Annotated in this window: 18 protein-coding genes; 9 read left to right on the plus strand and 9 right to left on the minus strand. The window is 67.0% G+C overall.

What is annotated here, in order from left to right:
• Window positions 1-2: 2 nt before the first annotated feature.
• The 5 genes from betT to AC06DU_RS03780 form a co-directional block, all read right to left on the minus strand.
• A complete protein-coding gene (gene betT, locus AC06DU_RS03760; RefSeq protein ID WP_478203609.1) occupies window positions 3-1,982 on the minus strand; it encodes a choline BCCT transporter BetT in 1,980 nt (659 codons plus the stop codon).
• Window positions 1,983-2,118: 136 nt separating this feature from the next.
• A complete protein-coding gene (locus tag AC06DU_RS03765; RefSeq protein ID WP_024940789.1) occupies window positions 2,119-2,856 on the minus strand; it encodes an endonuclease/exonuclease/phosphatase family protein in 738 nt (245 codons plus the stop codon).
• Window positions 2,857-2,905: 49 nt separating this feature from the next.
• Window positions 2,906-3,721: a thiol:disulfide interchange protein DsbA/DsbL gene (locus AC06DU_RS03770; RefSeq protein ID WP_016902612.1), complete on the minus strand. Its 816-nt coding sequence runs from the start codon at window positions 3,719-3,721 to the stop codon at window positions 2,906-2,908.
• A 91-nt stretch (window positions 3,722-3,812) separates the two neighbouring features.
• On the minus strand, window positions 3,813-4,463 hold the full coding sequence (locus tag AC06DU_RS03775; protein ID WP_478203611.1) for a thiol:disulfide interchange protein DsbA/DsbL: 651 nt from the start codon (window positions 4,461-4,463) through the stop codon (window positions 3,813-3,815).
• Window positions 4,464-4,560: 97 nt separating this feature from the next.
• Complete coding sequence (locus AC06DU_RS03780; protein ID WP_046344264.1) at window positions 4,561-5,358, minus strand: c-type cytochrome; 798 nt, start codon at window positions 5,356-5,358, stop codon at window positions 4,561-4,563.
• A 144-nt stretch (window positions 5,359-5,502) separates the two neighbouring features.
• On the opposite strand from AC06DU_RS03780, the gene yihA reads away from it, so the two are divergent.
• Complete coding sequence (gene yihA, locus AC06DU_RS03785) at window positions 5,503-6,126, plus strand: ribosome biogenesis GTP-binding protein YihA/YsxC (protein WP_024939454.1); 624 nt, start codon at window positions 5,503-5,505, stop codon at window positions 6,124-6,126.
• A gap of 72 nt (window positions 6,127-6,198) precedes the next feature.
• Here yihA and AC06DU_RS03790 read toward each other — a convergent pair whose 3' ends face one another.
• Both AC06DU_RS03790 and AC06DU_RS03795 read right to left on the minus strand, forming a co-directional pair.
• Window positions 6,199-7,176: an MBL fold metallo-hydrolase gene (locus AC06DU_RS03790; RefSeq protein WP_478203612.1), complete on the minus strand. Its 978-nt coding sequence runs from the start codon at window positions 7,174-7,176 to the stop codon at window positions 6,199-6,201.
• A gap of 104 nt (window positions 7,177-7,280) precedes the next feature.
• Window positions 7,281-8,117: a helix-turn-helix transcriptional regulator gene (locus AC06DU_RS03795; RefSeq protein WP_024939452.1), complete on the minus strand. Its 837-nt coding sequence runs from the start codon at window positions 8,115-8,117 to the stop codon at window positions 7,281-7,283.
• Window positions 8,118-8,446: 329 nt separating this feature from the next.
• Here AC06DU_RS03795 and AC06DU_RS03800 point away from each other — a divergent pair, with 329 nt between their 5' ends.
• Complete coding sequence (locus AC06DU_RS03800; protein WP_102254810.1) at window positions 8,447-9,811, plus strand: glutamate--cysteine ligase; 1,365 nt, start codon at window positions 8,447-8,449, stop codon at window positions 9,809-9,811.
• 135 nt (window positions 9,812-9,946) lie between these two features.
• Here the strand turns inward: AC06DU_RS03800 and AC06DU_RS03805 are convergent, their stop codons facing one another.
• Window positions 9,947-11,470 (minus strand): ATP-binding protein, encoded by a 1,524-nt coding sequence (locus tag AC06DU_RS03805; protein WP_478203613.1) that lies wholly within the window; start codon window positions 11,468-11,470, stop codon window positions 9,947-9,949.
• A complete protein-coding gene (locus AC06DU_RS03810; protein WP_087962308.1) occupies window positions 11,467-12,186 on the minus strand; it encodes a response regulator in 720 nt (239 codons plus the stop codon). Before AC06DU_RS03810 ends, AC06DU_RS03805 begins: the two co-directional genes overlap by 4 nt.
• Window positions 12,187-12,323: 137 nt before the next feature.
• On the opposite strand from AC06DU_RS03810, the gene AC06DU_RS03815 reads away from it, so the two are divergent.
• From AC06DU_RS03815 to fghA, 7 genes are all read left to right on the plus strand, one after another.
• Window positions 12,324-13,424, plus strand: coding sequence for a glycosyltransferase (locus tag AC06DU_RS03815; RefSeq protein WP_054591881.1), 1,101 nt, complete (start codon window positions 12,324-12,326; stop codon window positions 13,422-13,424).
• A gap of 243 nt (window positions 13,425-13,667) precedes the next feature.
• The gene (locus AC06DU_RS03820; RefSeq protein WP_478203615.1) at window positions 13,668-14,228 is read left to right on the plus strand and encodes a hypothetical protein; all 561 of its coding nucleotides are present in this window, start codon (window positions 13,668-13,670) and stop codon (window positions 14,226-14,228) included.
• Window positions 14,229-14,590: 362 nt separating this feature from the next.
• Window positions 14,591-18,169 (plus strand): PAS domain-containing sensor histidine kinase, encoded by a 3,579-nt coding sequence (locus AC06DU_RS03825; RefSeq protein WP_478203616.1) that lies wholly within the window; start codon window positions 14,591-14,593, stop codon window positions 18,167-18,169.
• A gap of 275 nt (window positions 18,170-18,444) precedes the next feature.
• Window positions 18,445-18,720, plus strand: a complete 276-nt coding sequence (frmR, locus tag AC06DU_RS03830; RefSeq protein ID WP_016902624.1) for a formaldehyde-responsive transcriptional repressor FrmR — start codon at window positions 18,445-18,447, stop codon at window positions 18,718-18,720.
• A 63-nt stretch (window positions 18,721-18,783) separates the two neighbouring features.
• Entirely contained in the window at window positions 18,784-19,893 is a 1,110-nt protein-coding gene (locus AC06DU_RS03835) for an S-(hydroxymethyl)glutathione dehydrogenase/class III alcohol dehydrogenase (protein WP_016902625.1), read from the plus strand.
• 68 nt (window positions 19,894-19,961) lie between these two features.
• Complete coding sequence (gene gfa / locus AC06DU_RS03840; RefSeq protein ID WP_039524052.1) at window positions 19,962-20,537, plus strand: S-(hydroxymethyl)glutathione synthase; 576 nt, start codon at window positions 19,962-19,964, stop codon at window positions 20,535-20,537.
• 58 nt (window positions 20,538-20,595) lie between these two features.
• Entirely contained in the window at window positions 20,596-21,426 is an 831-nt protein-coding gene (gene fghA, locus AC06DU_RS03845; protein WP_478203618.1) for an S-formylglutathione hydrolase, read from the plus strand.
• The last annotated feature ends 491 nt before the right edge of the window (window positions 21,427-21,917 follow it).

A 21,917-nucleotide genomic window follows, 5' to 3' on the forward strand; every position in this document is an offset into this window, starting at 1 on the left:
CCTCAGCGAGTGAGATGCAGGAACTGCAGGTGACGCTCGTATTGATCGATGATGTCGTTGATGATCTGCTCGCGGCTGTAACCGACCAGGTCGTAATCCTGGCTGCCTTCGTACAGATACACTTCGGCGCGGTAATAGCGTTGGTTGCGCAGGCGTTGCGCGGCGAAAGACGGCGTCAGGTAGCCGCGCATCACCACCTGGTAGCGGAAGCCCTGCTGCTCGCCGTGGTCGACGCTGATTTCCATGTCGTCGTCGTCCAGCCGGCTGCTGACCTGCCAGCCTTCTTCCTGCAGCTGCGCGGTGACCGCTTCGATCGCCGGGCGCACGTGGTCGTGCATGAAGCGATAGACCTCATCGCGTGCCGGGAAATGCATCGCCTGGCCCAGGCGCTGACGCCAGCCGCGGTGATGCCGCGATTGCCCGATCAGCGGGCTGGGGCTGTAGAGCTGCGCACGCTTGCGTTGCGATTCTTCGCTGAGCGCGCGCGACAAGCCCCAGGCCATCAGCAGCAACACCGCAGAGAACGGCAGCGAGGCCAGCACCACGGCCGATTTCAATGCGTCCATGCTGCCGGCCAGCAGCAGGCCGCCGGTCACCACCGCGGTGAGCACACCCCAGAACACGCGCAGCCAGCGCGGGCCATCGTCGTGCGGCTCGCCGCCGTGCGAGGACAGCGTGGACAACACCACCGTGCCGGAATCGGCGGAGGTGACGAAGAACACGAAGCTGATCGCCACCGTCACCGTAATCACCGTGCGGCTCCACGGGTAGCCCTGCAACAGCGAATACAGCACCGTCTGCGGCGCATCGATGGCCTGTTGCGCCAGCGCGCCCTGGCCGTGATGCAGCAACTGGTCCAGCGCGCTGTTGCCGAAGATCGACAGCCACGCCAGGGTGAAACCGAGCGGTATCAACAACACGCCGAGCACGAATTCGCGAATGGTGCGGCCGCGCGAAATGCGTGCGATGAACAGGCCCACGAACGGCGCCCAGCCGATCCACCACGCCCAGTAGAACACCGTCCAGTTGCCGAGCCAGTCGCTGCGGCCGCCGTAGGCATACACATCGAAACTCTTGTTGACCACGCTGCCCAGGTAGTCGCCCAGGTTCTGGATCAGCGCATTGAGCAGATACTGCGTGGGGCCGGCGAACAGCATGAACAGCAGTAGCGCGATCGCCAGTAGCATGTTGATGTCCGACATCCAGCGCACGCCTTTTTCGACGCCGGATACCGCCACCACGATTGCCGCGCCCATCATCGCCACGATCAGCGCGACCTGCACCCAATGGGTGTGCGGCACATCCATCAAGGTGCTCAGGCCGGCGTTGAGATGCAGCACGCCAAAGCCCATATCCGCGCCCAGGCCGAACACGGTGGCCACGATGCCCAGCGCATCCACCGTGTAGCCGATCGGCCCGTTGATGCGCTTGCCGATCAGCGGATACAGCGCCGAGCGCAGGGCCAGCGGCAGGTTGTGGCGGAATGCGAAATACGCCAGCGCCATCGCTGCCAGCGCGAACACGCCCCAGCCATGCAGTCCCCAATGCAGAAACAGCAGCTGCATCGCCTGCCGCGCGGAAGCTTCGCCGCTGCCGGTGCCGCCCTGCGGCGGTTGCAGGTAATGGGTGAGCGGTTCGGAGACGCAGAAGAAGAACAGCGTGATGCTGATGCCCGCGGCGAACAACATGCCGGCCCAGGACAGATAGCTGAATTCCGGTTCGTCGTGATCGGCGCCGAGCTTGATGTTGCCGTAGCTGGACAAGGCCACGCCAAGCACAAACACCAGATACACCGTCATCGCCAGCAGGTAGTACCAGCCGACATTGCGCGAGGCCCAGGTCTGCGCGTCCAGCAGCACGCGGCCCGCTTCGAGCGGAAACAACGACACCAACAACGCAAACGTACACACCACCGTGGCCGCCAGCACGAACACCGGGCGCAGGGTGCGCACCGGCAACAGCTGCGGCTCAACCGCACTCATGTCGACACACTCATATGACGCGTATCACGTGCTGTGCTCCCAACGAAAAACCGCCTGCGTTATCGCACAGGCGGTGTCGAGGGGGTGTCATCGGTCGAGTCCGCCAGTGCGAACCCGTAGCCACTTTGCTTGGTGGCTAGCGCAGCAGCTGCAGCGGCACGCGGATGTCCATGCCCACCGCAAGATGGTCGGAGAACGCGGCGGGAATCGCTTCGATATGCTCGATGGTGAGGCTGTCGCTGACCAGGATATGGTCGATCGCCCGGTCCGGACGCCAGCTCGGAAACGTATGCACTTCGCAGCTCGGCGGCTGCAACCGCGTGTGCCGGTACAGCGCCTGCATTTCCGGCCGGTCGGCCATGCAGTTGAAATCGCCCATCAACATCGCGTTGGGATGCTCGGACAACAATTCGGCGATGAAGGCCAGCTGCGCCATGCGCGAATTGGCGCCCAGCGACAGATGCGCCACCGCCACCGCCAGGCCTTCGCGCCCCTGCCCGAACTTGGCCAGCAGGATGCCGCGCCCGCCGATCCGGCCGGGCAGGGCGTGGTCCTGCACTTCCAGCGGTTCCAGCTTGCTGAGCAAACCATTCGCGCTGGAGGCCACCCCGCCCATGCGGCGGTTGGGCTGGTGGCTCCAGTAATGGAAGCCGGCGCGCTCGGCCAGATAGTGGGTCTGGTTGGTGAAGCCCGAGCGCAGGCTGCCCGGGTCGGCCTCCTGCAGGCCAACGATGTCGCGCTCGCCGGCCAGCTTGGCAATGCTGTCCAGGCTGGTGCGCTTGCTGCCCAGCGGCAACGCATGCGACCAGCTGCGCGTGACGTAATCGCTGTAACGGCGGGTGCTGGAGCCGGCCTGGATATTGGCCGTCAGCACCCGCAGGGTGCGCGAATCCGAAGCGTTCACAGGGCGGCGATCGACAGGATCACTTGGCCAGCGTGGCGCGTTCGCGCGCAATCAGGTGATCGGCAATGCGCAGCATGTCCGGGAAGCTCTGGCCCTTGACCAGGTACTTGCCGTTGACGATCAGCGACGGGGTGCCGGTGAGCTTGCTGCGGGTGGCGAACTGCTTGGCGCGGTTGGTCTTGGCCGACACGCCGAAGCTGCTCATGGTGTCGATGAAGGTCTTCTGGTCCACGCCGTACTTGGCGTAGAACGCGGCGATGTCCTGCACCGAATCCTTGCCGCGCTCGCCCTTGAGGGTCTGCTCGGTGTGGATGGCCTTGTACAGCGCTTCGTGGGTCTTTTCCTGCACGCCCAGGGTTTCGGCGGCGTAGAACGCACGGCCGTAGTCGTCCCACGGGCCGCCGAACATCGCCGGCACATAGACGAAGTGCACGTCCGACGGCAGGCCGGCCTTCCACGGCCCGATCAGTGGCTGGAACGCGTTGCAGGCGGGGCAGACATAGCCGAAGACCTCGGCCACTTCGATCTTGCCGGCGGCCTGCTGGTACGGCTGGCCGCCTTCGATATCCAGATAGTCGGTGCCGGCGACCGGCTCGGGGCCGTTCGGCGCGCGCGGTGCGGCGCTGGGGGCGGCGGCCGGCGGGGTGCTGGCGCTCTCGCCAACTGCAGGCGGTGCGGCGGGATCGGCGGCCGGCGTGGCAGCAGCCGGAGCAGGCGCCGTTTCGGCAGCCGGCGTGGTGGCGGCAGGTGCGGTGTCGGACGAGCCGTCCTGGGCCTTGCAGGCGACCAGGATCGGCAGCAGCGCCATCAGCGTCAGGGCGAAGCGGGTCTTCATCGGATTGGATCTCCAGCGTGGGGCGAGGAAAGGGCCGGACGGCCGCGGGGCGCATGATGCCACGGGCGGCCGTCGGTGGCGGTTACGCGGTTCAGCGCTTGGCAGGCGCAGCGTGTTCGCGGGCGATCAGGTAGTCGGCCACGCGCAGCATGTCCGGGTAGTTGCGCGCGCCGATCAGATAGCGCCCGTTGACGATGATCGCCGGGGTGCCGGGCAGCTTGCTGCGCTTGGCGAACTCGCGCGCGGCATCGAGTCTGGCATCGACCGCCTGGCTCTTGTAGGTCTCGATGAAGCGCTGCTGCGGCACGCCATAGCCGGCGTAGAAGGCGGCCAGCTCCTCCGGGGCGACGTTCTGGGTCGGCACGGTCTGCTTCTCGTGGATCGCCTCGAACATGGCGCGATGGCTGCGCTTGGCCACGCCCAGGATGTCGGCGGCGAAGTAGGCACGCGCGAAGGCATCCCAGAACCCGCCGAAGGCCGCCGGCACCGGGGTGAAGCGCACATACGACGGCTGCTTGGTCACCCAGGCCTCCAGGGTTGGCTCGAAGTGCGCGCAGTGCGGGCAGGTGTAGCCGAACACCTCGACCACTTCCACCTTGCCGGCCAGAGGCGCGTACGGCTGGCCGCCGTCGATGACGATGTAGTCGTCGCCTTCGACCGGCGGGGCGTTCTTGTCGGCGGCACAGGCCGCCAGCGGCATCAACAGCAACAACAGCAGGGACAGGCGGGAAAACAGATTCATGCAGGCTCCGTGGGGGTGGAAAGGGGGAGGGCGGGAAACGACGACGCCGGTCGCGGGACCGGCGTCGTGACACGCTGTGGCGGTTGCGGCGGTCAGCTCATGAGCGGGCGGGCGTTGCTGCGGGCAGTTGCGCGGCGGCGGCATCGTCGGCGCGGTCGTGCAGACCCTGCAGGTAGCTGGCCAGCGCCTGGATCTCCTGCTCGGTCAGCGGGTGCGCTACCTGCGCCATGATATTGAACAGCGCCGGGTTGCGCTCCTGGGTGGTGCCGACCTGGTATTCCTTCAGGCGCCGCGCCACGTACTCGGCATGCTGGCCGCCCAGGCGCGGATACGCAGGGCCCGGATTGCCGCTGCCGGACGGCCCATGGCAGGCCATGCAGGCCGGCACGCCGCGCGCGACATCGCCACTGCGGTAGAGCTTCTCGCCGACTTGGTAGAACTTCAGGCCCTGGTACGGCCCCTCGTTGACCACCGCATCGTCGGCCACCCCGGCAGCGGCTTTTTGCGTGGCGAAGTAGGCGCCCAGGTCGCGCATGTCCTGCGCGGTGAGGTCCTTGACGAACGGCACCATCACCGCCGACATGCCGGTATTGCGCTCGCCGCTGGCGATCAAGGCGACCTGGTGCGCCACGTAGCGCTCGGTCTGGCCGGCGATGCGCGGGTACATGGCCACCGCCGGATTGCCGTCCGGGCCATGGCAGGCCGCGCAGGCGGCGGCCTTGGTCTGGCCGGCCTTGGCATCGCCCCAGGTGGTCTTGGACAGGTCCACCTCCAGCGGGGCAATGCGCACCGGCGGCGGATCGGGGATCGGCGTGACCGCCGACTGCGCAAACGCCACGGCGGCGATGACCGGCACGGCGAGGGCGGCGAGGACTAGCACACGAGCATGGCGCATCAGCTAAAGCTCCGTATGGACCCGGCCCGCGCGCGTTGGGTGCTGGCTGTGGCAGGCGTGCTTCGATTATCGACACGCCTTTGCGCCAGGGTCAACGAACAGTGCAGCAAAACCGTCAGGCCCCGAACGTGCGATCCTAGGGAGATGTCGCTCCTTATCGAACAAGCCCGCTACCACCTGTCCGCCCACAACGCCCGGCAATTGCCCGACGATGGCGGCTACGAGGTCGCCTTCGCCGGCCGCTCCAACGCCGGAAAATCCAGCGCGCTCAACGCGCTGACCCGCCAGAACGCACTGGCCCGGGTGTCCAAGACCCCCGGCCGCACCCAGCAGTTGGTGTTCTTCCAGATCCAGCCCGAGCGCTATCTGGTGGATCTGCCCGGTTACGGCTACGCCAAGGTGCCGCAGGACCTGCAGGCGCACTGGCAGGCCTTCATCGACCGCTATTTCCGCACCCGCGAAGCCCTGCGCGGGCTGGTGGTGGTGATGGACATTCGCCATCCGCTCAAGGATTACGACCTGCAGATGCTCGGCTATGCGGCCGAGCGCGGCCTGCCCGCGCACGGTTTGCTGACCAAGGCCGACAAGCTCGGCCGTGGCCAGCAGATGCAGACGCTGCAGAAGGTCAAGAAGGAAGTGACCTCGCGCTTCGGCGACAGCGTGACCGTGCAGACCTACTCCGGCGAGTCGCGCCAGGGCGTGGACGAGTTGCGCGGCATCGTCGGCGGCTGGCTGGGCCTGGACGTCGCGGCGCCTGCCGCGGAGTGAGCCGGGGCGGGCCTGGCGCATGACGCCTGGCCTTCAGAGCATCAGGACGGCGAGCCAGGGCTCGCCGTTTTTTCATTGCGGCACGGCGCCGAATTCGGTCGGCACCCAGGCGAACGCCTTGCCCTCACGGCGCACATGACCCAGGCCCGGGAACGGCAGATGCGCGCCGGCCACCCACCAGCGGCCGTCGGCGGCCTGCGCCAGCAGACGACGCCGTGAGGCGATCGCCTTGCTGCGGTCGCTGTCGGCCTCGAATGAGGCGTCCGGCTGGGCAAACTGCACGGCGTGGTAGTGCAGCACGTCGCCCCACACCAGCACGGTGTTGCCGGCGCCACCGTCGAAGCGATAGGAGACGTGGCCGGGCGTGTGGCCCTGGCTGTCCAGCGCGGTGATGCCGGCCGGCAATGCGCTGATGCCGGGCTGGAAGCGGCGCAGCCGACCCTGGGCCTGATACGGCGCCACCGCTGCGCGTGCCAGCGGGAAGGCGAACTGCAGCGTCGGCGCGGCACCGGCCTCCGAGGCCGGGTCCAGCCAGTACGCGGCATCGGCCTCCGACAGCCACACCGTGGCGTTGGGAAAGGCCGGCCTGCCCTGTGCATCGAGCAGCCCGCACAGGTGGTCCGGATGCGCGTGGGTGAGCAGCACATCGTCGACCTGGGCGGGATCGTAACCGGCGGCGCGCAGGTTGCTCAGCACCTGACCCAGGCCGGGCCCCAGGCACTGCGCGGTGCCGGTATCGACCAGGCTGAGGTGGCTGCCGTCCTGGATCAGATAGGCGTTGACTGCCGTCTGCAGCCCCTTGCCGTCTTCGGGCACGTAGCCCTGCGCGAGCAGGCGGTCGCGCTCTGCCGGGGCCACGTTGGACAGCTGTTGCCGCGTCAACGCCACGCTGCCGTCGAACAAGGCGGTGACGCGCAGCGTGCCGATGCGCTGCAGGTAGAAGCCGGGGACCTGTGCGTGGGTGGATGCGGGCGCAGCGGCGTGCGCCAGCGTGGCGCTTGCGGCGAGCAACAGCGGCGCCAGCGGACGCAGGGCGGAAAAAACAGACATGAGCAACTCCAGGACAGGCGGCAAGCGCCGCGGTGTCGTCATGCTGGCCGCGGCGACCTGCGCGATTCGCTCATTGCGCTGCGCGAAGCGCTCGCGTCGGCGATCTAGCGGCTATTGCCGATGCTGGCCGGATCCAGCCCGTAGCGCTGCTGGAAGCGCTGACTGAAGCTGCGGGTAGAGCGATAGCCGGCCCGCGCGGCCACGGTCTTGAGCGGCCAGCGCGTGCTGTAGAGCAAGGCCATGGCGTGCGCCAGCCGCGCGTCGGTGATCAGTTCGCGCAGCGAGCGGTGTTCGGCAGCCAGATGCCGGCGCAAGGTGGCGCCGCTGATGCCCAGGCTGTCCTCGATATCGCGCGAGCGCCACGCCCGCTGCGGTTGCGCGGTGATCAGCGTACGCACCTGCTCGGCAACGCTTGGTGCCGGCGGCAGCAACAGGCCGCCGTGGCCGCGGCGGCAGAGGGTGACGACCAGTGCGGCCAGCGCCAGGCGTGCTTCGGTATACAGGCCGTGTTGCAGCGCATCGCGCCATTGCCGCAGCGTCAGCGCGAAATCGATCGCCGGCAGTTGCGCGATGTCGGCGCCGGCCTCGGGCAGCGGCTCGTTCCACAATGCGCGTGCAGCGGCCAGCGCCTCTTCGCAGAGGGGGACCACTACGCTCAGGTAGAGCCCGGTCTGCGGGTCGGGCGTGTTGATCACATCGATGCGGCAACGGCGCGTCACCAGGAACAGGTCGCCCGGCACGAACTGCAGCGATTGGGTCGCGCTGCGCACCTGCTTGCGGCCCTGCAGCACCATCGCGAACTGCGCCTGGGTCAGATCCACCGAGCGCGCCCCGTGTTCGCGCCGCGCACTCACGCAGGCAAACCCTTCGGCGCGCTCGCAATGCAGCAGGCTGGCCATCTGCGCGAGCAGGGCGTCGGTGGGTGTGGGCGCAACGGTCATGGCCGGGCGATGCTACAGGATCGCGGCTGCGCGGCTGCGCGGCTGAGGACGATCAAACGCCGTGCATCCGCGCCTGCGGGAAGTTGCGGGGGGGCCAGTTTCAGCCTGGACGGTTGCGGCCTGCGGTGCCCTCCGTCACGCCCGGCCCCAGGTGCTGCGGTCACGCCAGCGCTTGCTGCCTGCCTCGGCCACGCCGTGCGCATGGATGGAAATCTCAGACCCGGCCGATGGCAGCAATTCTTTCCATGCCCTGCGGTTATAGTGCGGGCCTTGCGGTGGCAGGGGAGGACCCCCACATCGTTCCCCTAAATTTTCCTGCGAGCCTGCCCTTGTCGAGTCCCAGCCACGTTGCCGAAACGCCGATCACCGAACGCGCGGAGCTGGTCCAGGTGCTGGCCTCCGGCGAGAAGCCCAGCGCTGACTGGCGGATCGGTACCGAGCACGAAAAGTTCGGCTTCCAGCTCGACGACCTGCGCGCGCCCACGTTCGAAGGTGAGCGCGGCATCCAGGCATTGCTGACCGGGTTGACCCGCTTCGGCTGGGAGCCGGTGCAGGAAAACGGCCACACCATCGCGCTGCTGCGCGACGGCGCCTCGGTGACGCTGGAGCCGGCCGGCCAGCTGGAACTGTCGGGCGCGGCAGTGGAAACCCTGCATCACACCTGCGTGGAAACCGGCACCCATCTGGACGAGGTGGCGCAGGTGGCCGGTGAGTTGCAGCTGGGGTTCCTGGGCATGGGCTTCCAGCCCAAGTGGCGCCGCGATGAAATGCCGTGGATGCCCAAGGGCCGCTACCAGATCATGAAGAACTACATGCCCAAGGTCGGCTCGCTCGGCCTGGACATGATGACCCGCACCTGCACGGTGCAGGTCAACCTGGATTACGCCACCGAAGCGGACATGGTGAAGAAGTTCCGCGTGTCGCTGGCGTTGCAGCCGATCGCCACCGCGTTGTTCGCCGATTCGCCGTTCACCGAAGGCAAGCCGAACGGCTACCTCAGCTACCGCTCGCACATCTGGACCGACACCGACGCCGACCGCACCGGCATGCTGGACTTCGTGTTCGAGGACGGCTTCGGCTACGAGCGCTATGTCGATTACCTGCTCGATGTGCCGATGTATTTTTCCTACCGCGACGGCGTCTACGTCGATGCCAGCGGACAGAGCTTCCGCGACTTCATGCAGGGCAAGTTGCCGGCATTGCCGGGCGCGTTGCCGACGCTGCGCGACTGGTCGGACCACATGACCACCGCGTTCCCGGAAGTGCGCCTGAAGAAGTATCTGGAAATGCGCGGCGCCGACGCCGGCCCGTGGGACCGCCTGTGCGCGCTGTCGGCGTTCTGGGTGGGGTTGCTGTACGACGACACCGCGCTGGATGCGGCCTGGGATCTGGTCAAGGATTTCAGCACCACCGAGCGCCACGCGCTGCGCGACGGCGTGCCCAAGCATGCGCTCGGCCTGCCGTTCCGCAATGGGACGGTGCGCGATTTGGCGGTGGAAGCGGTCAAGATCGCCCGCGAGGGCCTGCGTCGGCGTGCGCGCCTGAATGCCGATGGTCAGGACGAAACCGGCTTTGTGGATGTGATCGCCGAGATCGCCGAGAGCGGCGTGACTGCTGCCGAGCGCAAGCTGGCGCTGTATCACGGTGCATGGAAGGGCGACATCGATCGCGTGTTCCGCGAGTTTGCGTACTGAGCGCTTGCTGATCGCAGCAGTGGTCGCGCGCGGCTGATCGATCGCGCGGATCGTTGCTTGCAGGCGTGAACTCTCGGGTGCGCGCCGGCCTGCACCGCCGAGCCTGCGGGCGAGAGAACGTACTCCAACCCGGCCCTAGCGCCGCTCCGGCATGCACGGCAGGCGCACCGTCACCCGCAGGCCGCCACCTGTTGCACGGTTGTCCAGGCGCAGGTCGCCGCCATGCGCCAGCACGATGCTGTGCGCCACCGACAAACCCAGCCCGATGCCGCCGGTGTCGCGATTGCGCGAGGACTCGCCACGCACGAACGGCAACAGCAGCTGTTCGCGCTGGGTCGGGTCGATGCCGGGGCCGTCGTCGTCGATCCACAGCACGCCCTCTTCGCCGTCGCGCTGCAGTTGCAGGCGCGCGCGCTTGCCGTATTTCAGCGCGTTCTCCAGCAGGTTCATCACTGCGCGCCGCAAGGCCAGCGGGTCGCCATCCAGGGTGATCGCCGGGCCGGGCAGCAGTTCGGCATCGGCGCCGATGTCGGTGGCGTTGTCGACCACGCTTTCCACCAGCAGGCGCAGGTCCAGCGGCGCGCGCTTGCCGCGGTGGCGATCGTTCTGGATGAAATCCAGCGCGGCGGAAATCATCGCCTTCATCTCGTCGATGTCGGCCAGCGCCTTGTCGCGCAACGGCGGCTGTAGGCTGTCCAGGCGGAACGACAGGCGCGCCAGCGGCGTGCGCAGGTCGTGCGCGATCGCCGCCACCATGTGGGTGCGTTCGTTGATCAGGCGGTTCAGGCGGGCCTGCATCGCATTGAACGAATCGGCCGCGCGCACGATCTCCGGCGGGCCGCTGCGTTGCAGTGCGGCAGCATCCGGGTTGCGGCCCAGCCGGTCGGCGGCTTCGGCAAAGCGCTTGATCGGCGCCGACAGCGCGCGCGAGAACCACCACGCCAGCGGCACGTTGGCCAGCAGGCCGGCCAGGAACAGCAGCACCACATGGGTCTTGAACTCGGCCGACAGCCGCCGCGGTGGCGATTCGACCGTGCGCCAGCGGCCATCGGGCTGTTGCAGCGCGGCGGTGAAGCCGTCCAGCAAGGGCACGCCCGGGGTCAGGCGCTCGCTTTCCCAGGCGCCGGGGCTGTCGTCCGGACGCAGTCCATTGCCGAACGGTGGGGCACCGGGGTGGCGCTCGCGCGGCCAGTCGCCTGGCGCCGGCGGCGAGCGCTGCAAGGCCTCGTGGCGATTGCCGGCGTAACTGGCATCGCCATCATCGGCCCCGAATGCCTGCGATTGGCCGGGCATGCGCGGCGGTGGGGACATGCCGATGCGCGGGCCCTGGCGATCGTCGGCGCTGCGGTAGAAGCGCACGCGCTGCTCGGGGACATCCAGCCAATGGGCCAGCAGCATTTCGGCGAACCCGTCGCGCACCTGGCCTGCCGGCGGCAGCGGGGCCTGGGCCGATTCGTGCACCGTCAGGGTCTGGGTGCCGGCCGGCATGCGCGTGGACAGCAGCGCCACCACCTCCGGCGGATGCACCGGCGGCTCGTAGACCGGGGTGCGCATCACCAGCAGGGCGATGCCGATGACCTGGGCGGTGAGCAGCGCCACCGCCAGCAGCACAAAGGTACGGGCAAAGATCGACAGCCCGCGACGTGCCGGTTTGCTCACAGACGCGAAACGCCTGGCAGCAGCATGTAGCCCTCGTTGCGCACGGTGCGGATCAACTCGGTATGCACGCGCTCGTTGATCTTGCGGCGCAGGCGGCTGATCTGGCTATCGATGGCGCGGTCGTAGACGTCGGTATCGCGGCCACGGGCGTAGTCCAGCAACTGGTCGCGGCTGAGCACCCGCTGCGGATGCTCGACGAAGGTACGCAGTAGCGCGAACTCGCCGTCGGACAGGTTGATGAAGATGCCGGTGGGGTCACGCAGGTCGCGCCGCACCACGTCCAGCCGCCAACCGGCGAACTCGTAGACATTGCCACGGTGGTCGGCCTGCTCGCTGCTGGCCTGGCTGCGGCGCAGCAGGGCGCGTACCCGCGCCAGCAGTTCGCGCGGATTGCAGGGTTTGGCCAGGTAATCGTCGGCGCCCACTTCCAGGCCGATGATGCGGTCGGTGTCGTTGCCCAGCGCGCTGAGCATGATGACCGCAGGTGAACCGCGCTCGCTGGCCAGCGCCCGCGCCGCGCTCAGGCCGTCTTCTCCAGGCATCATCACGTCGAGTACGATGAGGTCCGGGCGGCGCTGGGCGATGCTCTTGCGCATCTCCGCCACGTTTTCGGCAACGTCCACCTGGTAACCGTGGGCGCTGAGGAACTCGCCGATCAGCTTGCGCAGGTCCGGGTCGTCGTCGACCACAAGAACGCAGGGTTGTTGCATGTCCATGGAGATCATCGTCGGTGGCGCGGAGCTTGGCCCGCGCAGGGTGGTGGCGACCGGGTACATGGTGCTCGCAGTTGCAGGGCTGGAGCACGCATCATAATGATTGAATTTGTCAACCTTTGGCACACGTGTGACGCAACATGACAGAACGGGACATCGCGCAGGAAACCGGGCCATCGACACTGTGCCGCAGCAATGGCGAGTGTACGCATGACAAGGCGTTTCCGATGATGCGGGTGATCAGCCGCGACAACGGCGTGGGCCTGACCCGGGACATGGTGCTGATGGCGCAGACGCTGCGTGCCGGCGGCATACCGGTGCAGGAAGTGGGCTTCACCAGTCAGCGGCTGCACGACACCGCACGCGAAGCCCGTCTGTGGGCCAGTCGCGCGCTGTTCGGGCGGGTGCCGGTGCAGATCTTTTCCGAGCGCGTGTATGCGCGCTGCCTGCCGCTGGGCCAGACCAACCTGCTGGTGCCCAATCCGGAATGGTTGCTGCCCAAGTGGCTGCCGCGGCTGCCGCAGTTCGACGCGGTGTTGTGCAAGACCCATCACGCGGAGCGGATTTTCCGCAGTCTGGGCTGCACCACGCGGTTCATCGGCTTCACCAGCCCGGATCGCTACGACGCACAGGTCGTGCGTCAGCGTGCGTTCTTCCATCTGGCCGGGCGCAGCACCGCCAAAGGCACCCGCGTGCTGCTGGAGACCTGGCAGCGGCATCCGGAATGGCCGCTGCTGACGGTGGTGCAGAATCCGCGCACGGCCGGCAAGCCGGTGGTGGCGCCGAACATCGACCACCGCGTCCGTTATCTCGACGACGCCGAACTGCGCCGCCTGCAGAACGCGCACCTGTTCCATCTGTGCCCATCCGAGGCCGAAGGCTTCGGGCATTACCTGATGGAAGCGCTGAGCGTGGGCGCGGTGACGCTGGCCACCGACGGTGAGCCGATGAACGAACTGGTCAGGCCCGAGCACGGCGTGCTGATTCCGGTGGCCGAGGTGCACCAGCGGCGTCTGGCGTCGTACTACTTCGTGGACGCGGCGGGCATTGCGCAGGCGGTGGAAACCGCGCTTGCCTTGTCGCAGGCGCAGCTGGATCAGCTGTCGGCCAACGCGCGGGCGTTCTACCAGGCCAACGATGCCGCATTCGCCGCGCGCTTTCGCAATGCGGTGCTGGCGTCGTTGCCGGCAGATGCGGCGGACGTCGCCACAGACGTGGCCCAGGCGGTCGTCGAGAACTGATGCGTTAGCCCCTGGCTTGGCCGGGACACCGCTCTGACAAAGCCCCAGCGTGTTGGATACAGCACGGTGCTGGCGTGGTCCCAGGTCTTGCACGCTGCATGACGGCGCACGCCAGCGATCGGCGCGCAGCGGCAAATGCACGACATATCACGATGCAACGCTCTCCCTGACCAAGCGGGTATAGCCCGCTATTGCCATGTGCGTGCGGTACGCGCATGCGCCATCCAGCCAGGGAGATCGACGATGGTCCAGACACGTTCCACAGCCGTTGCCATCAGTGCATTGCTCGCAGTGATCGGCCTGGGCGGCTGCGCCAGTTTCTGCGGCGCGCCTTCCGGCGGGCCACCGCCGCCGCCCGCGCCACCACAGGCACAGCGTGGTCCGCCACCGCCACCGCCACCGCCACCGCCACCGCCACCGAGTGCGAGCGATCTGGCCGCGATGCAGGCCTGTGCTCAAGAGCAGGGAGTGGCCTTGCCCTCGCCAGCTGCGGCCACGCCGCATCCCGATGCGCCCACGCAGGGCATGGACCGCAGTGCGTTTGAGCGCTGTCTGGCCAGCAACGGCGTGCGGCGGCCAACGCCGATGCCCGGCGGCCCGGCGCCAGATCGCCCGCACGGGCCTGGCGAACCACATGGTCCGCCACCCCACGATCCCGACTTCGACGCCGCGTTGCAGGCCTGTGCCACCGCGCAAGGCATCGCGTTGCCTGCGCCTGACGCGCCGCCCCTTGGCCCGCCTCCGCCCGCGCTGTCGCAATGCCTGGAGGCCGAAGGTTTCGCGCCACCGCCGCGGCATGGCTGATCGTGCTGATCACGCCGCCCGTCGGTTCCAGCTGCTGGCGGCGACGCTGCAGCTGGAGTGAGTTGCGCAGGAGCGGCGGTCGCCCTGCACGATGCATTGCTGGATCCGGAAGAAGCGGACGCTGGCCACGCTTGGCGGCCTCTACCTGGATCCTCTGACAATCGCCAGGCAGTCGCGAGGCCGACTGAAGCGATTTCCCTCCGTGATGCTTCAGCCGGGTCCTATCCGTACACCAGGCACCCGACGACACTCGGCAGTGTCGAGCACGCTACTGACAAGCTCTTCGCCATCGATTGCCCACTGTGTGCGCTCACCCGGTACGAATGATCGATGACGATGCGCGCAGGCAAGAGCCGGACACGATGAGTGCCGTGCCCGACGACACCATGCAGGACAACGCGGCGCTGCGGGACGAGCTTTCCGGCATGCGTCGCCTGCATGCCCTGCAGGTCAGCCTGGCGGCACAGGCCGATGCGCGCATCGCGCTGCAGGAGATCACCGCGCTTGCCTGTGCCTTCGCGCGTACCGACTGCGGCTGTGTGCAACTGGTCAGTGCACACAACAGCGAGATGGAGCTGCGTGTCTATCGCGGACATGACGAACGCAGCACATTCGTCCAGCAGTTCCTGAAGGACGGCTTCCAGGCGACCTGCGACACCGTGCGGCGCGAACGCCGGCAGTTGGTGATCGAGGACATCGAAACCTTCACCCCGTTGAAGGGAACGCCCGATTATGAGGCCGCGCTGTGCAGCGGCATCCGTGCTGCCCAGTTCACTCCGTTGTTCAATCGTGCCGGTGGCCTGCTGGGATTGCTCGGGACCCAGTTCACGGTGCCGTATCGGCCTGCGGAGCACGAACTCAGATTGCTCGAACTGCTCGCATGGACGGCTGCCGACTACATCGAGCGCCATCGCGGCGAGCTGGCCTTGCGCATGAGCGAGTCGCGGCTGGCCGCGCTGTCGGCGGCAAGTTCCGAGGTGCATTACCGCATGAGCGCCGACTGGGACGAGATGCACCAGCTGACCGCCGGCGCACGCACTGCCGATGCGATGGCGACCAGCCGTTCCTGGATCATGGATTACATCCCTGCAGAGGATCAGGCGCTGGTGCGGAGCAGGATCGATGCAGGGATCCGCGCGCGCAGCGCGATCGTGTTCGAGCACCGGGTGCGACGCGCCGATGGCAGCATTGCGTGGATGGCGACCAAGGCGGTACCGGCACTGGGTGCGGACGGGCGCATCACCGAGTGGTTCGGTGCCGGCGCCGACGTTACCGCGCGCAAGCAGGCCGAGGAACATCTACGCGAAAGCGAGGCGCGGCTGACCTATGTGCTCGATCAGGTTCCGATCGGAATCGGCCTGTTCGATACGCAAGGCCGCTTCACCTACCGTAATCCACAACTGCGTGAGCAGCTGGCAGAGCGGGTGCCCTCGCGCGAGTCATTGCAGGAGCAACCGTGGGCCGGGGTCGACCAGCAGGGGCGGGCGGTTGCGATCGAGGAATTTCCCTGCGCCCGTGCGCTGCGTGGCGAAGATGCGACCATGCCGGTGGATTTCCTCGATCCCCGTGACACTGCGCAGCGCTGGTTGCGCATCACCGCGGTGGCGCTGCGCGAAGAGGATGGTGTGACCGGTGGCGTTGCGGTCGTGCAGGACGTCACGGTGCAGCGCCAGGTGCAGACGGAAGTGGGCGCGCTTGCCGAGCGCAATCGCGACATCCTCGAAAGTATTTCCGACGCCTTCTATGGCGTCGACGCGCAGGGGCGCTTCACCTACATCAACCAGAAAGCCGAGCTGCTGTGGGGGCGTTCGCGCGACCAACTGCTGGGAAACCTGCTGTGGGAGCAGTTTCCGGACTCGATCGGGTCGCTTCCGTATCAGGCGCATGTGCGCGCGGCACAGACACGCCAGGTGGTCAGACTGGAAGCCTTGTCGCCGGCATTGGGGTACTGGGTGGATATCAGCATCTATCCCACCAACGATGGCGGCATGTCGGTGTACTTCCGCGACATCTCCGACAAGAAACGCGCCGACGCGCGGCTGCGTGCCAGCGAAGAACGCTTCCGCACCGCATTGACGATCGAAACCGTCGGTGCGACCTACTTCGACATGGGCGGCCGCTTCACCGATGCCAATGACACCTTCCTGAAAATGAGCGGCTACAGCCGTGCCGACGTGGAAGCGGGCACGCTCTCCTGGCAGGCGCTAACCCCACCCGAAGCCAGGGACCTGTGCGAGCGGGCGTTCGAGGAACTCAGGACCAAGGGCAGCGCCACACCGTATGAGCGCCAATACCTGTGCAAGGACGGAACCCGGCGCTGGGCCCTGTTTGCGTCCAAGCGCTTGCCCGACGGCACCGGCTTCGAGTTCGTGCTCGACATCACCGACCGCAAGCTCACAGAAGCGGCGCTGCGCGAGGTGCAGGACCGCAATGCCTTCCTGCTGAAACTCTCCGACGCGCTGCGGCCGCTGTCCGATCCGGCTGCGATCCAGGGCGAGGCCGCGCGCGTGCTGGGCGAGCATCTGGCCGCCGGCCGCGCCTACTACGTCGAGGTGGATGCCAGGGCGCAGCAGTACGTGGTCGAGCGCGACTGGCATCAGCCCGATGAAACCAGTCATGCACGTCGTTTCGCGTTGACCGACTGGCCGATGCCCTGGCTGCTCGACGCGCAGACCTGGGTGGTGCGCGATGCCGCCACCGATCCTGCATTGCCCGACGATCAGCGCGCGGCCTATCTGGGCAACCAGATCGCTGCGCTGATCGTGGTGCCGCTGATCAGGGGCGGCCAGCTGGTGGCGACCTTCGTGGTCAATCAACGCAGCGCACGCAACTGGAATGCCGCCGAGATCCGTCTGGCAGAGGAAACCGCCGAGCGCACCTGGGCGGCGCTGGAGCGTGCGCGTGCACAGGGCGCGCTGCTCGAAAGCGAGGAGCGCTACCGGGTGATTCTGGAGAGCGCGCTTGACTACGCAATCTTTACCACCGATACGCGCGGACACATCCAGACCTGGCCACCGGGAGCGGAGGCGGTGTTCGGCTGGACCGCGGAAGAGGCGATCGGCCAACACATCGCGATGACCTTCGTTGCCGAAGATCGCCTGACCGGCGTGCCGCAGCGCGAGATCGAGCAGGCGCATTACACCGGCGGCACGCCGAATGTGCGCTGGCATCGGTGCAAGGATGGCCGGCACGTCTTCATCGAAGGCGCAACGCGGCCGCTACGCAATGGCAGCGCCGAGCCGCTGGGCTATCTCAAGATCGGCCAGGACGTGACCCGACGACGGCAGTGGGAAGATCGCCAGCAGGTGTTGCTGGCCGAGTTGCAGCACCGCACGCGTAATCTGATGGGTGTGGTGCGTGTGGTCTTCAATCGCACGCAACGCAGCAGCAAGACCATCGCCGAGCTGGCGCTGATCTACAACGATCGCCTGGATGCCCTGGCGCGCGTGCAGGGCCTGCTGTCGCGCCTGAACGAGGGCGATCGCATCTTGTTCGATGAATTGATCCGGGTCGAGCTGTCGGCCATGGGCGCGATCGATGCGCAAGGCCAAGGCGACCGCGTGACACTGGACGGCCCCGCCGGCGTGCGTCTGCGCTCCAGCACTGTGCAGACCTTTGCGCTGGCCCTGCATGAGCTGGCGACCAATGCCAACAAGTACGGCGCGCTTGCACAGGCCGGCGGCCAGTTGCGGGTGCGCTGGCGCCTGCTGGGTACCGCCAAGGGCACTCGCCTGCATATCGAGTGGAGCGAGACCGGTGTGCATATGCCGGCGCCTGGCGAAGCGGCGCAAGGCTCCGGCTATGGGCGCGAGCTGATCGAACGCGCGTTGCCGTACCAGCTGCAGGCCGAGACGACTTACGCGCTGGGGCCGGACGGCGTGCGCTGCACCATCGAGCTGCCGGTATCGCAGAGCATGCGTCTGGACAGCGACGACAGCTGACGGGCGCGTGTTGCGCCTGCACACGCCTGCCAGTGGCGTGCTGCAGTGCGACGGAGGCGGCCGGCGGGCCGAATCTGCCGCCGTGCAGCAGCAAAGGGCGAGGAGCTGCGGACGCCTGGATGGACCTTCAACGCCATGGCTGGCGTGGTGGTGTCGCAGCTGGACTCCGATCCAGGCCACAACCGTCAGCAGCCTCTTTGCGCCGACATGCTCATGGGCATGGATTTTTTCGGATGAATCCATATACTGCCCCCCAGTATCTGGCCGGAGCCGTCATGCCGCATTCGCCGCAGGAGAAAAAGCGGGCGCTAGCACGCGTACGGCGCCTGCGCGGGCAGTGCGACGCGCTTGAGCGCGCGCTGGAGGCGGGCGCAGACTGTGCGCCTGTGCTGCAGCAGATCGCCGCAATCCGGGGTGCCGTCAATGGGCTGATGTCGCAGGTGCTCGAAGCGCATATCCGCGAGGACTTCGGCCACGCCGCCGCTTCCGACGCGCAGCGCGCCGAGCGGGTGCAGGAGCTGCTCGGGCTGGTCCGGTCCTATCTCAAATGAACTCCCACCGGGCCGGCGCCTGCCGTGCCCGTCCTTGAACCCCATCATCAGGAGCGCCACCACATGAAATCCCGTGCAGCAGTTGCATTCGGACCCGGCAAGCCGCTGGAAATCGTCGAGATCGACGTCGCACCGCCACAGGCCGGCGAAGTGCTGGTCCGCATCACCCACACCGGTGTGTGCCACACCGACGCGTTCACGCTGTCCGGCGACGACCCGGAGGGCATCTTCCCGTCCGTGCTGGGCCACGAGGGCGGCGGCATCGTCGAGCAGGTCGGCGAGGGCGTCACCAGCGTCAAGGTCGGCGACCACGTGATCCCGCTCTACACCGCCGAATGCCGCAAGTGCAAGTTCTGCCTGTCGGGCAAGACCAACCTGTGCCAGGCCGTGCGCGCCACCCAGGGCAAGGGCCTGATGCCCGACGGCACCACGCGCTTCTCCTACAACGGCGAGCCGATCTACCACTACATGGGCTGCAGCACCTTCAGCGAGTACACCGTGGTGCCGGAGATCTCGCTGGCGGTGGTGAACCCGGAAGCGCCGCTGGAAAAGGTCTGCCTGCTCGGTTGCGGCGTGACCACCGGCATCGGCGCGGTGCACAACACCGCCAAGGTCAAGCCGGGCGAAAGCGTGGCGGTGTTCGGCCTGGGCGGCATCGGGCTGGCGGTGATCCAGGGCGCGGTGCAGGCCAAGGCCGGGCGCATCCTGGCCATCGACACCAACCCGGGCAAGTTCGACCTGGCGCGCAGCATGGGCGCCACCGATTGCATCAACCCCAAGGACTACGACAAGCCGATCCAGGAGGTCATCGTCGAGCTGACCGATGGCGGCGTGGACTTCAGCTTCGAGTGCATCGGTAACGTCAACGTGATGCGTTCGGCGCTGGAGTGTTGCCACAAGGGCTGGGGCGAGAGCGTCATCATCGGCGTGGCCGGCGCCGGCCAGGAAATCAGCACCCGTCCGTTCCAGCTGGTGACCGGCCGCGTATGGCGCGGGTCGGCCTTCGGCGGCGTCAAGGGACGGACCCAGTTGCCGGGCATGGTGGAGCAATCGATGAAGGGCGAGATCGATCTCGATCCATTCATCACCCACACCATGCCGCTGGAAGAGATCAACGAGGCCTTCCACCTGATGCACGAAGGCAAGTCGATCCGCACCGTGATCCATTTCTGACCGTACGGCCAGGAGCGGCGCGCGGCCGCTTCCGCGCACGTGGTACCCGATACTCCGGGAGGGGCATGATGACCAGCGTCTCGATTCATCCTTCGGTAGACAGTGGTATAGCGCGTGGCGGTGCGGAGAGCTTTCAGGGCGGAACCCTTGAATGCCACTGCGCCAGCGACAAGGTGACCGTGGACGTGGCTGCGCAGACCGCGCACAACCACGCCTGCGGCTGCAGTAAATGCTGGAAGCCGGAAGGCGCGACGTTTTCAGTGATTGCGGTGGTGCCGCGCGACAAGGTGACGGTGACCGCGCATGCGGAGAAGCTCAAGGTCGTCGACGAAAGTGCGGCGATCCAGCGGCATGCGTGCACCGGCTGCGGTGTGCATATGTTCGGTCGCATCGAAGACAAGGGGCACGCGTTTTACGGGCTGGACTTCATCCATACCGAGTTGTCGCAGCAGTCGGGCTGGTCGCCGCCGGGCTTTGCGGCGTTCGTGTCCTCCATCATCGAAACCGGCACGCCGCCGGCGGACATGGACGGCGTGCGTGCGCGCCTCAACGAGCTCGGACTGACCCCGTACGACTGCCTGTCGCCGGGATTGATGGATGCGCTGGCCGCCAACGTGGCACGCAAGAAAGGTTTGCTGCACTGATCGTCCAACCCCGCGGCCGGCGCTCGTGCCGGCCGCGGGTTTTTATCGAAGGAATCTCATGGAACGTATCGAACACCATGCCTGCTTCGGCGGCTGGCAAGACGTCTACCGGCATCAGTCGCAGAGCTTGAACTGCAGCATGCAGGTCGGCGTCTATCTGCCCCCGCAGGCCGCCGATGGCCCGTTACCAGTGCTGTACTGGCTGAGCGGGCTGACCTGCACCGAACAGAACTTCATCAACAAGGCCGGTGCGCAGCGGTATGCGGCCGAGCATGGCGTGATCCTCGTCGCGCCCGACACCAGCCCGCGTGGCGACGATGTGGCCGACGCGGATGGCTACGACATCGGCAAGGGCGCCGGCTTCTATGTGGATGCCACCGAGCAGCCGTGGGCGGCGCATTACCGCATGTACGACTATGTGGTGAACGAATTGCCGGCGTTGATCGAAGCGCAGTTCGCCACCACCGGTGCGCGCGCGATCAGCGGCCACTCGATGGGCGGCCATGGCGCCTTGACCATCGCGTTGAAGAATCCGGGCCGCTATCGCAGCGTGTCGGCATTCTCGCCGATCGTGGCGCCCAGCCAGGTGCCGTGGGGCGAGAAGGCATTCGGCCAGTATCTGGGTCAGGACCGCGCAGCGTGGCAAGCGTACGACGCCACTGCGTTGATCGCACAGGCGCAGGAACGCCTGCCGCTGTTGATCGATCAGGGCGATGGCGACGAATTTCTGGAAAACCAGCTGAAGACGTCGCTGTTTGAACAGGCTGCCAAGGCTGCCGATTATCCGGTTACGGTGCGGCTGCAGCCCGGTTACGACCATAGCTACTACTTCATCGCCAGCTTTATCGGCGAACACATCGCACACCATGCCGCGGCATTGCGTGGTTGATCGTTTGGTCGAGTGCGCGGTAGGTGCGTGGTATGCGATGGTGAATGGTGGATGGTGGTGCGCATTGCGTTACGTTGCATTGCCGCGCTGCCGTGTTGCGCGGGCCGCGGCATGAGTAAAGCGTCGAATTGATTTCCCTGCTCCCCTCGGGAGAAGGTGCCCCGCACGGGCGGATGAGGGACGGGCGACGCCCGATGGAGCGGGCAGCTGGCCTCGTAGAGCAGCCGATCTGCGCGTGGCTGCAGGGCCCTTGCCCGCCCACCCTCGCGGGACACGCCGCAAGTACATCCATGTAGGCTCTTACGCGGCATCCATGCCGCGTAAGGTCCCGCGACGGTGGGCGGGCAAGGACCAGGCGAGATGGTCGGTGTGCTGGTGCAAGCAGAGCATGGCGTACCGTTGTTTGGATAACGGCGTCCTGTCAGCTTTTCAATACAGCGCATTCGACAGGCAGGCTTCAACACAACGCCCTGCAGACGTCCTGGTAAGGC

This window comes from Xanthomonas sp. NCPPB 3200, assembly GCF_056393585.1.

What these genes read in the sequence shown, in the direction of transcription:
- frmR (WP_016902624.1), top strand. Translation starts at nt 18,445, where the DNA reads ATGCCGCATTCGCCGCAGGAGAAAAAGCGGGCGCTAGCACGCGTACGG.
- betT (WP_478203609.1), bottom strand. Translation starts at nt 1,982, where the DNA reads ATGAGTGCGGTTGAGCCGCAGCTGTTGCCGGTGCGCACCCTGCGCCCG.
- AC06DU_RS03810 (WP_087962308.1), bottom strand. Translation starts at nt 12,186, where the DNA reads ATGGACATGCAACAACCCTGCGTTCTTGTGGTCGACGACGACCCGGAC.
- AC06DU_RS03835 (WP_016902625.1), top strand. Translation starts at nt 18,784, where the DNA reads ATGAAATCCCGTGCAGCAGTTGCATTCGGACCCGGCAAGCCGCTGGAA.
- AC06DU_RS03795 (WP_024939452.1), bottom strand. Translation starts at nt 8,117, where the DNA reads ATGACCGTTGCGCCCACACCCACCGACGCCCTGCTCGCGCAGATGGCC.
- AC06DU_RS03775 (WP_478203611.1), bottom strand. Translation starts at nt 4,463, where the DNA reads ATGAATCTGTTTTCCCGCCTGTCCCTGCTGTTGTTGCTGTTGATGCCG.
- AC06DU_RS03780 (WP_046344264.1), bottom strand. Translation starts at nt 5,358, where the DNA reads ATGCGCCATGCTCGTGTGCTAGTCCTCGCCGCCCTCGCCGTGCCGGTC.
- fghA (WP_478203618.1), top strand. Translation starts at nt 20,596, where the DNA reads ATGGAACGTATCGAACACCATGCCTGCTTCGGCGGCTGGCAAGACGTC.
- AC06DU_RS03815 (WP_054591881.1), top strand. Translation starts at nt 12,324, where the DNA reads ATGACAGAACGGGACATCGCGCAGGAAACCGGGCCATCGACACTGTGC.
- AC06DU_RS03820 (WP_478203615.1), top strand. Translation starts at nt 13,668, where the DNA reads ATGGTCCAGACACGTTCCACAGCCGTTGCCATCAGTGCATTGCTCGCA.
- AC06DU_RS03770 (WP_016902612.1), bottom strand. Translation starts at nt 3,721, where the DNA reads ATGAAGACCCGCTTCGCCCTGACGCTGATGGCGCTGCTGCCGATCCTG.
- AC06DU_RS03790 (WP_478203612.1), bottom strand. Translation starts at nt 7,176, where the DNA reads ATGTCTGTTTTTTCCGCCCTGCGTCCGCTGGCGCCGCTGTTGCTCGCC.
- gfa (WP_039524052.1), top strand. Translation starts at nt 19,962, where the DNA reads ATGACCAGCGTCTCGATTCATCCTTCGGTAGACAGTGGTATAGCGCGT.
- yihA (WP_024939454.1), top strand. Translation starts at nt 5,503, where the DNA reads ATGTCGCTCCTTATCGAACAAGCCCGCTACCACCTGTCCGCCCACAAC.
- AC06DU_RS03825 (WP_478203616.1), top strand. Translation starts at nt 14,591, where the DNA reads ATGAGTGCCGTGCCCGACGACACCATGCAGGACAACGCGGCGCTGCGG.